Annotated in this window: 13 protein-coding genes; 9 read left to right on the top strand and 4 right to left on the bottom strand. The window is 39.7% G+C overall.

The annotated features are described in order from the left end of the window. Positions 1–987, bottom strand: a complete 987-nt coding sequence (gene trpS, locus RIB15_RS12585; RefSeq protein ID WP_350202515.1) for a tryptophan--tRNA ligase — start codon at positions 985–987, stop codon at positions 1–3. Positions 988–996: 9 nt separating this feature from the next. Continuing rightward, positions 997–2,457: an anthranilate synthase component I gene (trpE, locus tag RIB15_RS12580; protein WP_350202514.1), complete on the bottom strand. Its 1,461-nt coding sequence runs from the start codon at positions 2,455–2,457 to the stop codon at positions 997–999. Between the two features lie 327 nt (positions 2,458–2,784). Between trpE and RIB15_RS12575 the strand changes: the two genes are divergently transcribed. From RIB15_RS12575 to wecB, 9 genes are read left to right on the top strand one after another with little or no spacing between them, the layout of a single operon-like run. After that, positions 2,785–3,585: a hypothetical protein gene (locus RIB15_RS12575; protein WP_350202513.1), complete on the top strand. Its 801-nt coding sequence runs from the start codon at positions 2,785–2,787 to the stop codon at positions 3,583–3,585. Then, positions 3,586–5,247, top strand: a complete 1,662-nt coding sequence (locus RIB15_RS12570; RefSeq protein WP_350202512.1) for a WD40/YVTN/BNR-like repeat-containing protein — start codon at positions 3,586–3,588, stop codon at positions 5,245–5,247. It begins immediately after the preceding gene. Next, positions 5,247–6,302, top strand: coding sequence for a hypothetical protein (locus tag RIB15_RS12565; protein ID WP_350202511.1), 1,056 nt, complete (start codon positions 5,247–5,249; stop codon positions 6,300–6,302). The genes RIB15_RS12570 and RIB15_RS12565 overlap by 1 nt, the downstream gene beginning before the upstream one ends. Then, positions 6,299–7,240 (top strand): PorV/PorQ family protein, encoded by a 942-nt coding sequence (locus tag RIB15_RS12560; RefSeq protein WP_350202510.1) that lies wholly within the window; start codon positions 6,299–6,301, stop codon positions 7,238–7,240. The genes RIB15_RS12565 and RIB15_RS12560 overlap by 4 nt, the downstream gene beginning before the upstream one ends. Before the next feature lie 13 nt (positions 7,241–7,253). Next, positions 7,254–8,270, top strand: a complete 1,017-nt coding sequence (locus RIB15_RS12555) for a glycosyltransferase family protein (RefSeq protein ID WP_350202509.1) — start codon at positions 7,254–7,256, stop codon at positions 8,268–8,270. Further along, the gene (locus tag RIB15_RS12550) at positions 8,263–9,666 is read left to right on the top strand and encodes an oligosaccharide flippase family protein (RefSeq protein ID WP_350202508.1); all 1,404 of its coding nucleotides are present in this window, start codon (positions 8,263–8,265) and stop codon (positions 9,664–9,666) included. The genes RIB15_RS12555 and RIB15_RS12550 overlap by 8 nt, the downstream gene beginning before the upstream one ends. Next, positions 9,639–11,198, top strand: a complete 1,560-nt coding sequence (locus tag RIB15_RS12545; protein ID WP_350202507.1) for a polysaccharide deacetylase family protein — start codon at positions 9,639–9,641, stop codon at positions 11,196–11,198. The genes RIB15_RS12550 and RIB15_RS12545 overlap by 28 nt, the downstream gene beginning before the upstream one ends. Then, positions 11,195–12,226 carry a glycosyltransferase family 4 protein gene (locus RIB15_RS12540; RefSeq protein ID WP_350202506.1) on the top strand — a complete coding sequence of 344 codons (1,032 nt, stop codon included), beginning with the start codon at positions 11,195–11,197 and terminating at the stop codon, positions 12,224–12,226. Before RIB15_RS12545 ends, RIB15_RS12540 begins: the two co-directional genes overlap by 4 nt. Continuing rightward, a complete protein-coding gene (gene wecB / locus RIB15_RS12535; RefSeq protein WP_350202505.1) occupies positions 12,223–13,317 on the top strand; it encodes a non-hydrolyzing UDP-N-acetylglucosamine 2-epimerase in 1,095 nt (364 codons plus the stop codon). Before RIB15_RS12540 ends, wecB begins: the two co-directional genes overlap by 4 nt. On the opposite strand, the gene pssA is transcribed toward wecB, so the two are convergent. Both pssA and RIB15_RS12525 read right to left on the bottom strand, forming a co-directional pair. Further along, positions 13,308–14,138: a CDP-diacylglycerol--serine O-phosphatidyltransferase gene (gene pssA / locus RIB15_RS12530; protein ID WP_350202504.1), complete on the bottom strand. Its 831-nt coding sequence runs from the start codon at positions 14,136–14,138 to the stop codon at positions 13,308–13,310. The two genes, wecB and pssA, sit on opposite strands and share 10 nt — an antisense overlap. Continuing rightward, entirely contained in the window at positions 14,138–14,788 is a 651-nt protein-coding gene (locus tag RIB15_RS12525) for a phosphatidylserine decarboxylase family protein (protein ID WP_350202503.1), read from the bottom strand. Before RIB15_RS12525 ends, pssA begins: the two co-directional genes overlap by 1 nt.

Here is a 14,788-nt window from a genome sequence, read left to right as displayed (position 1 = left end):
TTAAAAATGCCGAACAATTCCTGTTACTTCTCTGATAGGCTCCATTACAGATTCTGCGCGTTCTCTGGCCTTTTTACCCCCTTCTCGTAATACATCGTGTACATAATCCAGATTCTCGGCGAGTTTATGTCGTCTTTCACGGGCTTCAGCAAAATATTCTTCAATCATGCCCAACAACTCTTTTTTGGCGTGGCCATACCCATAACCTCCCGCTTTGTATTTATCTGCGATCTGCTTCTGTGTACTTTTATCTGCAAAGAGCTTTATGAGAGCAAACACATTATCCGTCTCGGGGTCTTTGGGCTCTTCAAGTGGTGTTGAATCGGTTTCAATAGACATGACACGCTTTTTCAACGCTTTTCCTTCCGCAAAAATATTAATGGTATTACCATAACTTTTACTCATTTTGCGCCCGTCAATACCAGGAACTACGGCTACAGATTCAACAATGTGCTCTTCGGGAAGTTTGAGATATTCACCATTGTAAGTGTGATTAAACTTACCAGCCAGATCCCGGCAAATCTCAATATTTTGTTTTTGATCTTGCCCTACCGGAACCACATCGGAGTGATAAATCAGAATGTCAGCGGCCTGCAAAATCGGATAGGTAAATAGTCCGATGTTGGGGTTCATACCCTGAGCTACTTTATCTTTATAAGCAACCCCCTTTTCCATTAAACTCACTGGAGTTAAGGTACCTAATATCCATGCAAGTTCAGTGACCTGAGGCACATCACTTTGAGCAAAAAAGGTACATTTCTCCGGGTCCAACCCTAATGCAAGGTAATCAAGTGCAATATCCCTCGTGTTTTGGCGCACCTCTTCCCCATTATTAACCGATGTGAGTGAATGGTAATTGGCAATGAAGTAGAACGCATCTCCCTTATCCTGAGTGGCAATGTGTTGACGAATGGCTCCAAAATAGTTGCCTATATGGAGTTTTCCTGAAGGGGTGATACCAGATAAAATGGTTTTATTTTTACTCATTGATCTATTTTATTGAATATCTAAAGCTACGCTAAGCGCCTGTATTAAAGCGCCCGCTTTGTTTTGTGTTTCTTCAAATTCTTTGGTGGGATTGCTATCTGCTACAATCCCTGCACCGGCCTGAATATAGGCTTTGTTATTCGTTACTACCATTGTGCGGATAGCAATACAGGTATCCATATTCCCGGAGAAATCGAAGTAGCCAACAGCTCCCGCATATATACCTCGCTTGGATGGTTCCAATTCATCGATAATTTCCATTGCTCTTATTTTTGGAGCACCACTCACGGTTCCGGCCGGAAAACATTGCATCAATGCATCCACGGAAGTTTGATCATCCCGAAGTTTGCCAACCACATCGCTTACAATGTGCATTACATGTGAATATCGCTCGATCACCTGATTTCGTTCCATTTTAACGGTACCAGCCTTGCACACACGTGATAAGTCATTACGTCCTAAATCAACCAGCATAATATGTTCTGCTACTTCTTTGGGATCGTTTTTAAGGTCCTCTTCAAGATCCAGATCTTCTTGGCGGGTTTTTCCTCTTGGCCGGGTTCCGGCAATAGGCAGCACTCTTGTTTCTCCTTCCTGAACTCGAACCAGTACTTCCGGTGATGAGCCAACCAGCTGGAAACCCTCAAAATCCAGGTAGAATAAATAAGGAGATGGATTCACCATTCGCAATGCCCTGTAAAGCATGAAAGGATCCCCACTCATATCAGCTTCAAATCGCTGGGATAGCACTACCTGGAAAATATCACCTTCATAAATGTATTCTTTGCCCTTATCTACAATTCGTTCAAAATATTCCTGTTCCATATTACTCGACAGTGAATTCGTATCAATACTAAAAGAACGGTTTTGATAATTTGAATTCAGAGCTGCCTTTTCCATCTCATCGAGACACTGCTGAGCTTTTTCATAAGCTTCATCTAAATTGCTCTCTTCTTCAACAAATATAGTTTTAATAAGTACCACCTGATGCTTCACATGATCAAAAGCGAAGACTTCATCATAAAAAGCCCATATTGCTTCCGGCAGATTCAAATCATCATCCGGAACGTTTGGGAGTTCTTCTACGAGGCGGAACGTATCATAAGCAGAAAAACCAACGGCACCCCCTTTTAGACGTGGAAGTTCAGGAAGCGTAGGTTCAGAATAGGCAGTAGTGAGTTCTTTAAGCTTATCAAAATATCCCTTCTCTGCTTCTTTGATTTCTCCTGCTGATTCAAGGGTGGTTCTTTTTCCATCAAAAACCAACTTTTGATATGGATTTCTTCCTATAAACGAATAACGAGCCAACTGCTCTCCGCCCTCCACCGATTCCAACAGAAATGGAAATTCAGCTCCTTCCCGAATATTCATAAATAAAGATACAGGGGTAAGTACATCAGCCAGCAGCCTTCGGTATACCGGGACGACCGTGTATTCTTCACTAAGCTTTAAAAATCTTTCTTTGTCCATTTACTTAGCCACTAAAATTTGTGCTTTAGAGATTTTGTGGCAGTTTGATTAAATAAAAAAACCCACAATTCCGACGGAACAGTGGGTTTGGTTACATTCTTTCCTTTTTCGCTCAATCACATACGAGACCCACTGTTATTTCTTACAACAGGCCACCACCAAGCATTAAGTTGAACGATTTGTTTTCTCATAACGCGTCGAATATAACGGCATCGATAAGTACATGCAATATGAAGTTCCACAATTTATTTAGTTTAAAACCGTATTGGATTTAAGAACAATGAATCCTTACCATTATGCATTAACCTTTTAGCAGTAAATTATATTTTGAAGCAACTATTCATCTACACCCTTTTGCTCTTTATAAGCTTGGCGGCACTTTCTTGTGATTCGACTACTTCCCCTAAAGATATCTTTGAGGACGAACCAAGTATTTTAAATTTTGATGTTTCACCTCAGAACGTACAATTCACATCCGGAACCGACGGAGTTAAAGATACAACTGTTGTAGTAAGTTTTACCGCCATTACCCAGAACCTTGCCGATGGAGTTTTACCGACAATCACTATTACTGACAGAGTATCCGAACAGGTTGTATTACATCAGAATATGGACGGAACATCTTCTGATGATGAGTATCAACTTGAAATACCTTTTGAGACGAAGACAACATTTTTTCTGGATTATAAAGTAAATGTAATTGTAGAGGAATCTGACGGAAGTGATTTTAACTATGCCACTGCTTCATTAAAGATCACTGGCTTTTCTGAAGTTCGGCCTGAGATTTTATCTGCCCAAAACCCTGAAACCGTACAAAGACCAAGTTCTGGAACAAACCTTTACCGGTTTACTGCAAAGGTTACCGATGAAGAAGGCATTGATACCATTGAAGGTGTTTTTGTGCGAATTTTTAATCGTTCTTCCGGGGAGGTCAATAGCTCCCCCTTCACTTTGTACGATGATGGTGAAAATGGAGAAGATATAAGTGCCAGCGACTCGGTTTTTACCGCGGCCTTCCCCGTAAATTCTGGAAGCCAGCTTCAAACTTTTGACCTTCACTATTACGCAATTGATAAAGGTGGCTTAGTAAGCGATACCGTTAAAACAACATTTAGTATAGTAGAGTAAATGAAGAAATTTTTAGCTGTTCTAACTCTTTTATTCATTCCTTTAGCTGGATTATCTCAGGTTTACGGACCACTTGATCCAAACCAGGATAATTTCAACTCAATCAGGGTAAATGGTGTAAGTACTATCCTTGCTTATGGAGATACAGTGTGGATTAGCCCATCATTGAATCGAAACATTGGCAATGTGGCAGAATGGTTCACTCCAGAAAATGCAGATAGTGTAGTAAGTGGAATTGGCAGAGTATACTCACTTGAACTCGGACAAGATACCGTGTTGGCTGGTTTAGGATTTACAAATACTGATGCCGAAAGTAATCCTCAGACCGCTTATGGTTACTATTTTTCAATAGATGGTGGAGATTCCTGGAGATTTGAACCTCCGGTTCTGGATCCTGATCCACCCGCCAAATGTTTTTCAACTGATCCCGATTATCAACGGCCAGCCACTGCTGAAGATTACGATCCGGATTGTGATATCCAGTTTACTTATGGTGGTGTTACCTATAATCGTATTAGATTTACAGTTCCTGAACAAGCGCCACCGTACGAAGTTGATTTCAAGGATAACGTTGTATTCTCTACAAATTTTGCCGGAGGGTTGCTTAGAAGTACTGACTTTGGTCAAACATGGGAGCGAGTAATTCTTCCCCCTGATAATGTTTCAGAAATGACTCCGGATGACGATTATACCTGGGGCTCTAGCTTAATACTTGCTTCCGGTAATGCTGTTCAGATTAACAGGTATGATCCTATAAGCAGCGTTGGATTTAATATCCGTGCTTTTGGGGTGCATATTGATACTCAGAACAGAGTCTGGGTGGGAACTGGAAATGGCATTAATGTATCTGATAATGCACTTTCAGCACCAACAGATAGCATCAGATGGAATCATATTACTTATGATGGCTCTGCAAATGGATTAATTGGAAACTGGGTCATTGAAATCAAAGAAGAACCCGGTACAGGAAAAATCTGGATGACTAATCGAGTAATTGAATCGGGGCAAGAGAACCAGGGTCTGGTTTATACCGATGACGGTGGACAAACGTTTGAGCAAATGTTGATTGGAGAACGTATCAACGATATCGGCTTTAAAGATGGATACGTTTTTGCAACCGGCGATAATGGACTATTCATATCTCCCAACGGTGGCGATACCTGGATAAAATCACCACAAATAAAAAGCCCAAATACATTTATTAAGTCCTCGGCTATTTTTTACTCTGCTACTTCTACAACGGATCGCGTATGGGTTTCAACAAGCGACGGATTGGCATCACATGAATGTTGTGTTACAAACCAGGTTTTTGACAATTGGCAAATTACACGTGTAGATTTCCCGCTTGATGGTGGTAATATTCATGAAGAAGGACGCAATGTTAACAGTTATGCTTATCCCAACCCCTTCTCTCCTACAGTTCACGAATTGGTTCGCATCAAGTTTGAAGTCGATCAACAAGTGAATGTTAAAGTCCGGGTTTTTGATTTCGGAATGAATTTAGTTCGGGAAATTGAAAATGCCTCTTTTACTCCAGGAACCTACGAAGCTATATGGGATGGAATTGATGGAAAAGGACGAAAAGTAGCAAACGGACCCTATATTTATGTAATACAAACCGGTAATAAACAAACAACCGGAAAAATTTTAGTGGTGGATTAATGAATTATAAATTCCCAGATATCAATAAGAATATAATTCTGTCTGTACTTCTTTTATTTGGATTAATCTCTCCTTCCTTATTTGCACAAAATGGAGGATTTGCCGGTGCATCGCATCGCATAGGATACAGTGCACGGGGAATGGCTATGAGCAATGCTATGAGTGCAGTTACATCTGAAGGGGTCTTTGCTTATTACAATCCGGCACAAGCTGCTCTTTTTTCAAATATCAGACAAGCAGATTTAACCGTTGGTGCACTAAAATTTGACCGGGTATTCCAAAGTTCAGGAATTCACCTTCAGTTACCTCCTTCTGCAGGTATTTCCATTAATTTATTAAGGTCTGGCGTACAGGATATTGATGGAAGAACGGTCAGCGGATATCCCACCGAACTTTTTAACATCAATGAATATCAGCTGGCGAGTAATTTTGGTATCAGGATGAGTGAAAGATTTCATGCAGGAATTGGACTTAAGTTCAGTTTAGCTGATTACCATGCTGAATTAGATAATGCCTTTACAGTTGGAATAGATCTCGGGTTTTTATATTTCCCCGGAAATTATACCAGCATAGGAGTGTCAGTTAAGGATCTTTTAGCTAACTATACATGGAATCCGCAGCAGCTTTATGGTTTAGACCAAGGCCGAAATGAAGCAAATGATTTTCCTACCCGCATTGTATTTGGATTTGCTTACCAACGGGATAAATATACCATATCCAGTGATTTTGAGATACAAACCTATACTTCAGAATTACAACGGCAGCGCATCTTTATTGATCAGGGTAATCCTATTACAATCATGGAAACCGAGACAATTACCACGAGTTCAACTCAATTTCGTTTAGGGGGTTCCTGGAAAGCTCATGAACGCTTTACCCTGCGGGCAGGATGGCAATTACCAGAGACCACCGAATTTGACAGCTGGTCATTAAGCAGTGGCTTTTCCATTCATCTTCCTTTTGATGTATTTTCTCCTTCCATCGACTATGCTTTTGTGATGGAACCTTACCGAATTTCTAACATGCATGTATTCTCTTTACGACTGAATTTATGAAAACCGGATTTTTCGTCCTCTTTTTTTCGATAAGCAGTACTGTTCTTTTTGCTCAGGGCAGCGGATTTGAAGTACTTAGTATTTCACCAACTCCCTACTCTCTTTCCAAAGCGGAAGCAACAACCTCTATTTCTGAAGGTTCAGCATCGATTTTCTCCAATCCGGCGTTACTTTCGCTCAATGATCATTCCTCTATTGATCTGGGATATTCTTTTTGGATTGCTAACGTGAATAATATTTTCGGTGGTGTTAACTTCAGAAATGAACAAAGGGCCATAGCTTTTTCTTTTTATACTTCCGGGGCCGACGACTATGAATCCCGAAATAATCCCGGTCCTCCAAACGGTGAATTTTCCATTCAATATATCTCTATTGCTGCCGCATACTCATATGATTTTAAATACTTTGCCCTGGGTGGCGCATTTCAATATCTGAATGAGGAAAACTTCACTTATCAGGCCAATGGTTATGCGTTCAACTTTGGAATTGCAAGTGAATTATTGGACGAGATGGTTCGTGTGGGAGCTTCTGTGACTAATTTGGGAGAGATGGAGAAGTTAAATATCAACGCTACCCCTCTTCCGACAAATTTCAAAGCAGGCACATCAGTTGATGTGCTTAACTTCACGCCTCCAAAAAATGATGATTTACCCGTTCTTTTAACTGCCTATGCCGATTTTGTACATCCCCTAGTAGAAACCGATGATAAAGATTATGCTGACTATACTGTCCCTGGCTCATATTTTAATTTGGGGCTCTCTTTTACAGTAGCTGAGGTATTACAGATCAGTGGCGGGTACAAAACCCAGAATAATGTTCGTCCGATTTCATTTGGAGCAGCCTTCTCAACCGATGAAATCACCTTTAATTATGCGTTAGTTCCTTTCAATACCGGTTACGGAACAGTACATTCCATCGGGATTCAGTACAAATTTTAATAAGGACTTTTTTATGGAGGTAACATCTCTTAAAGAGATTTACGCATCAGTAAATGAAGATGCGCGTATCGTCTATGTAGTACCTTTAATTCGGTTTTCGCATAAAAAATCTGATTATTTATATCTGCTCTACAAAGAGTTGATAGAAGGCAAAGAGTATGATATTCAGTCTATAAGTGTATTTAATCATTTTAAACTGGTAGCGGGTATACTTTCTAACCGTCAGGCTATTCTTCATTATCATTGGTTGGAATTCCAGGATTTTAAATCCTTGCTGGGTATGCCCTGGAAAATGTTGTGCCTATATTTTTTCCATAAGCTTGGCGGAAACATTGTTTGGACGCTGCATAATGAGTTTCCACATGACCAAAAATATCTTGGTCTGCATAGTTACCTGCATAAGAAAATGGCAAGCTGGTCTAAAGTTCTTCATGTTCATTGCGAAAAGGCAGTGAAACTAATGAGTAATCGACTGGAAGTTTCTGAAGACAAATTCAGACTAATACCACATCCGGATTTTCCGGCAGAACCTATCGATAAAGATATTGCCAGAGATAAACTGAACGAGCACTATAATTGCGAGCTAAAACCAGATTTAACGACCATATTAATGTTTGGTAACATAAGCCGCTACAAACAGATAGAGAAAGTATCTGATTTAGTTATTGAACTGAAACAGGAATGTAAACTCTTGGTTGTAGGCCCTGTTAAAAAAGGAAATATGAAGTTGTTCGATCAGCTAGAGGCAAGGCAAAAGAAAAGTAACCGTATTAAGGTCATTCCTCACTTTATCGATGAGAAACAAGTCCCCTGGTTTTACAGTGCTGCCGATCTTTGTGTTTTTAACTATCGTGAAATTCTTTCTTCCGGTGGATATCATATGGCAAAAGCATATCATAAGAAGATTATAGCACCAGATATGGGGTGTTTGAGTGAAGAAGGGAAAGAAACAAATGTTGATTTATTTACCACTCAGGATGAACTAAGCCAATTGTTGCAACGGCAATTACAAGCAAATAAGAATGGCTAAACTGAAAGAAAAAGCGTTTTGGATTGTTGTAGGTGATATAGCTGGCCGCGGGCTTTCTTTTCTTACCTCAATATATCTTGCCCGTACTTTAGGTTCAGAATTCTATGGACTTATTACGGTTGCGCTTTCTATTCTTGGATATGCTACCTGGGTTTCCGATATGGGATTAATTAGTATAGGAACCAGAGAAACAGCCAAAGAGCCTTCTAAGAGAATTTTCAGAGTACTGGAAATATTCAGAATGAAGCTCTTTCTGGGGATCATTGTCCTTATTGGCTCCACTGCAATTGTCTCGTTAATCAATACCGGAGAAATAGAAAAGCAAGTCATATTAGGTTACCTGTATTCAATAATCCCTTATATGGCACTCATGGAATGGTTTTATTCCGGAAAGCAGCAATTCGGGAAAATAGCCCTTTCAAAAATTTTGAATGGACTTATTTATTTCCTTTTGGTCATTTTTATGGTGCATTCGGTTGAAGATGTCACTCTCGTTCCCGTTCTGTATACCACAGGAGTTGCCATCGCAGCTCTCACCCTTGCTACTTTTGCGATAAAAGATAAACCTTTCAGTCTTCCTTCAAGAGGCCTGCAGATCTATCCTGACCTGCTTAAAACAAGCTCTATTTTAGGATTAGGCAAGTTTTTTGCCCAAATAGTGCATCTTTTGCCACCTATCCTAATTGGAGGAATTTTATCATTACGAGATGCAGGATTGTATGGAGCAGCCTTTCGAGTTGTTATCATTGCTATGATGATAGATCGTGTTTTTGTAAACCTGCTACTTCCAAATCTTTCCTCTTTATGGAGCATGGATCGTGCCGAAGCTAACAAAAAAATTGACACTGTCTTCAGATTTGTAGCCGCTGGCGGAGCTCTAATTGCTATGATAACGGCTATCGGGGCTGAACAAATCACACATCTGCTTTATGGAGATCAGTATGCAGAGAGTGTTATATTACTCCAGATTCTGTCGATACTTATTGCCGCTACTTTCATTAATAGCCTGTTCTCATTTGGACTAATAGCCACTAATAAAGACAAAGAATACTTTCTGGCCACCTGTTTTGGAGGCACAATTTCTGCCATTATCATTTTTAGCTTTACTGCTTTAGGGAACTCTACAATGGTAGCAATCTCAGTTTCTGCAGCTGAAATTATAATCACCCTTTTCACCTATTTTTGGTTCAGAAAAGTTGTCCCCCTGAATTATTTAAAACCATTACTGATAAGCTACCCTGCTGCGATTATATTATTCATTATCTTTCTTTTCAGTCCGTTGATGCCTTTGATAAACGCTGCCATTGCCTCAGTCATATTCATCGCAATTATCATTCAATTCGGTATTCTTAAGCCCGAACAACTAGAATGGGCAAAGAAAAAGGTTTTAGGATGAAGCAGCGACTGTGTATAGGAATTCAGGAGAAAAATAACGCATGGACTGCCTTATTAGATCAGCTGGGAGTTTCCTTTGAAGAGGTTAACTACAACTATGACCTAGAATATCAGTACAGTGTTATTATTCAAAATAAAAAACCTGATAAAGATCAAAGGTCAAAGTTAAAGGGCTTTCTGAAAAAAAAAGGAAGCCTTTTAGAAATTGGTGATAATGTAGTTTTTAATGAAAGCAAAAAAATTCACTCCTATCATCAGAAAACGATCATTAATGACTCCCGGAAATCCTTTTTATCGCACATATCTCATATAGATATCCGTTCGAAAATCAGAACTCATGAAGATTCATCCTTGCTTGAGGGACTGGTTTATATAGATCCTGACGCAAAATACAATCTGGCTTATTTGGGAGTTGATGCCGGTGATTTATTGCAATCTTCAGGATATAAAAGAAAATATTTTTATAGTCAGCACAAGGAAAATCCGGATGAGATAGTAAGTCAGGTTTCAAAACACGAATTATCAGAAACCTTGAAATCTGTACTAAAAGAACTTCACTTTCTCAGGTCTTTACCCTATATCGAAAAGTGGACATCCCCTACACCAAAGCCTGTTTTTGGTTTTCGAATCGATAGTGATTTTGGAGATAAAGAATCCATTGATCAGCTATATGAAATTATCCATAAGCACAAGAAATCAGCTACCTGGTTTTTGCATGTTCAGGCTCATGAAGACTGGCTGGAGCATTTTAAGTCCTTTCAAAACCAGGAAATTGCCCTCCATGGATATGAACATGGGACTTCTGATTCTTACAAAAAAGTGTTTCATAATATAAATAATGGACTGCAGCTTCTCGAAAAAGCAGGATTTGAACCTACAGGTTTTTGCGCGCCTTATGGAATATGGAACAAAGCACTTAGTAAAGCTTTACATCAAACTGACTTTACTTACTCATCGGAATTTACATTCGGCTATGATGGATTACCTTTTCAGCCCGCTAAAGAACATCTCCCGCTTCAAATTCCTATACACCCTGTTTGTACGGGAAGTTTGAATCGGCGTCAATACTCTATTAAAGATATGAAGAGTTATTTTGAACAGATTTTACGGAATAAATTATCCCGTTTTGAGCCAGCTTTTTTCTATCATCATCCACTTCAGCCCGGACTTTCCGTTATAGATCATCTTTTAGAACTGAGTAATGTCCATGATTTTGAAAACCTGACTTTTGCTCAGTTTGCTACCTTCTGGAAAGAACGACAAGCATTTACGTTTGATGCATATATGAAAGATAACAGGGTTTCTATTGATAAATCTTCGGATCCGGAAAAATTGATCCAAGTATCTTTCAACCACTTTGAGTTTGATTTAGTAACCACAGAAAAGGCTGTGACAGACCTTACAAAATCATCAAAATTAAAGTATTCGAACCCCTATCTTCCTAATCCTAATGAAGCTTCTGAAATGAGAAGAAGGAACTTACAACTACTTAAAACATCACTCTTAGACTGGAAAAACAGGATTCGATTATGAAAGTAGGCTATGTAGCACCGATGAGCATTGCGGCTGTATCCGGAGGGCTAAGAACCCAGGCTTTACAGACTACACAGCATATATCTTTTTTTGGGATAGAACCTTATTTGATTTCTCCCTGGGATGATATCAAAACCCTTGATTTGGATCTTGTGCATGTATTTGGTGCTTCTATAGAAAATGTCGGTATCGTAGAACAAGTTAAAGCACTTGGAATTCCTCTTTTCCTTTCTCCCATCTTTTTCTCCAACAGAAATGCAGCCTTCATTAGAAGAGCCCTTAAGATCGAAAAACTTAGTTCCATATTTGGTTCCGGGATTCGATCCGATTTCAGTGTTAAATCAAAGCTATGCAGTAAAGCAGACCTGAACCTCCCGAATACCTCTGCTGAAGCCAACCTGATACAACAAGGGTTCTCTATTTCAGCTGATAAGATAGAGACTATCCCTAATGGTGTGGAAAAGAGATTTTCTAACGCAACACCAGATTTGTTTCTGGAAAAATATGGGATTAAAGATTTCGTGCTTTTTGCAGGTCAGGCCGCTGCTCGGCGTAAAAATGTGATTAAATTACTGGAAATTGCAGATCAAATTGAAGCAAAAGTCGTAATTATTGGTTCCTTTAATCAGGATAAATATGGACAAAAGTGCTTATCACTAGCTCAGAAAGCCGGAAATGTTACTTTGGTTGAAACACTGAATCATGAATCAGAATTACTCACCTCCGCTTACGCCGCCAGTAAGGTATTTGTACTTCCCTCCCAGTTTGAAACTCCCGGCATTGCGGCAATGGAAGCCGCACTGACGGGATCTCATATTGTAATAACCGAGCGTGGTGGAACAAAAGATTATTTTGAAGGTTTTGCTGAGTTTATAAACCCGGATTCTTCGAAATCTCTTTCAACTGGCCTTAATAACGCTTTAAAAAAGGAGAAATCCGAAGAACTAAAGAATCACATCTTGACAAATTTTACGTGGGAAAGAGTAGCCGAGTTGACAGCAGAACAATATAAAAGATTATGTTCATGAAGAAGATTCTAATCGCATTCGGCACACGACCGGAAGTTATTAAACTGGCTCCGGTCATCTTAGAACTCAAAGACGAGTTTGAGGTTACCGTTTTGCATACAGGTCAACACAAAGAATTAGTTGAGCCGATGCTGTCTCTTTTTGGTATAGAGCCAGATATTAATTTAAATATCATGGAACCCAATCAGGATTTGTTCAGCCTGACCCAAAGTCTGCTTCCGAAGCTGAAAAAAGTAATTGAAGACACCCGGCCTGACTATGTTATGGTTCAGGGAGATACAACTACTTCTTACCTTACTGCACTTTCCTCTTTCTATCAAAAAATTCCGGTGCTTCATGTAGAAGCAGGATTAAGAAGTCACGACCCCTATTACCCTTTTCCCGAAGAAATGAACCGAAAGCAGATTTCACATCTGGCTTATTTTCATTTTGCACCAACTGATCTGAATAAGAAAAATTTATTAAGTGAGGGCATTTCTAAAAATTCAATTGCGGTTACAGGTAATACAGTTATTGACGCTCTTAAGCAGATCACCAACACTCATATTTTTGAAAAATCTGTACCTGAAGTACTCACTAAGGTAAGCAATAACCAGAAATTACTCGTTTTAACTGCTCATCGGCGTGAGAATCATGGCAAGCCTTTAATGCAAGTATTTGAGGCTATAAAGAAGCTTCTGCAAGATCACAAGGAGCTGTGCGTCATCTTTCCGGCCCATCCAAACCCAAATGTGACAAAAGCCGTTGAAAAAGCTGCGATTTCTAGTGATCGTTTCTTACAAATAAAGCCTCTTGACTACCTTTCCTTTCTCCACGTGTTAAAACGAGCTGATTTAATACTATCTGACTCTGGTGGTATTCAGGAAGAGGCTTCAGCCCTGGGAAAACCAGTGTTGGTTTTAAGAAACGAAACAGAACGGCAAGAGCTAATTGAATCAGGTCTGGGAATATTGGCAGGAACCAACCCAGAAGTAGTTATTAAACATTCAGAAGCTCTATTAAACGGCGGTGAAATCCTCGATGCGTCCATGATATACGGAGATGGAAATGCAGCAGTCAGGATCAAGAAAGCAATTAAAGATCAGCTGTAATCCTGGAATTCATCTACTCCGGCCGGGCCGTAATCATCGGTGAAAAATTGAATAGCACCGATAATCACTCCTTTCAAAATAAACAGAGTAAATACGGCCATGAGTCCATATTCTTTGAATGCCAGAATGAGGATTAGATATATCAGGAACAGTACAAACTTTCCCTTTTGCTCCTTAATAGTTTTTCGATCAAATCTTGGAATTTTGTCAAAAGGAAGGGTGCTCACCATCAGAAATGAAATAACTACGATAAATGGTATAAGCACTGAATTTAATCCGTTTTCGAGAAAAGAGAACAGTTCAAGAGAATCTCGGAAGGTCAGGAAAAAGGCACCCAAAATAATGGCCTGAGCAGGAATTGGCAATCCAACAAAGAAATCAGGCCTTGGATGTAAACGGGCATTCACATTAAATCGGGCTAATCGAACTGCTCCGCAAAGTGGAGGTAAAGCACTCACGATAATACCAACAAAGCCAAGTTCGTGTAGACTCCAGGTATAGATTAGAAAACCCGGGGCTACACCAAAAGATACCATATCACTTATAGAATCAAGTTCTATACCAAAGTCGCTGGTTGCGTTGGCAAGTCGAGCCATTAATCCGTCAAAAACATCAAATAATCCTGCAAGCGCAATCAGCCATGCTCCCCGGATAAAGTCTCCGTCAGAGATAGAAATAATAGCCAGGAATCCACTGAACAAGTTCATCAGTGTAAAGAAACTGGGAACTGCGATCTTCTTGTTAACCGGTGGTTTTTGTTCTTTCCTGCGTTTTCTGCGCTGTTTGAAAGAATGATATTTTTTCTGAATCGGATATTTCATTAATTAATAACCCCAATTATTGATTCTCCTGCTCGGGTGGTATCACCTGGTTTAACCTTCACATCTACATTAGCAGGAACTACAACATCCATTCGGGAGCCAAATTTCATAATTCCAAATCTCTCCCCAGCTTTCAGTTGATCTCCTTCTTTAATGTTGTAGACAATTCGTCGGGCAAGAAAGCCGGTAATCTGGCGGAAAAATATTTTGGCCTGAGAGGGATGAAGTACACCAAAATCTGCGCGTTCATTAAGCTCTGAAGCATGTTCAGTCCAAGCCATCAGGTATTCTCCGGGATGATATTTCACATACTCCAAAGAACCTGAAACAGGATTCCGGTTTACGTGGACATTCAATGGTGACAAAAAGATACTTATTTGGGTTGCTTTACCCTTTAAATACACTTCCTCTTCTACCTCTTTCACAAAAACAACTTTGCCATCAGCCGGTGAAATAATCAAGTTCTCATCTTCGGGGATATTACGATCCGGATCCCGAAAGAAAAAGATAGTAAGGCAAGTTAACGTTCCCATACCGGCATAAATCACATAAGCAAACCAGTGATTTAAGAAATAGTATGCAAAACCACAGACCAAAATAGAAACTGTGATTACAAGAGCTATTGTTGGGTAACCTTCTTTAGATAACAT

The organism is Gracilimonas sp., from assembly GCF_040218225.1.
Classification (GTDB): domain Bacteria; phylum Bacteroidota; class Rhodothermia; order Balneolales; family Balneolaceae; genus Gracilimonas.
This window is presented reverse-complemented; position numbering and strand designations above follow the sequence as displayed.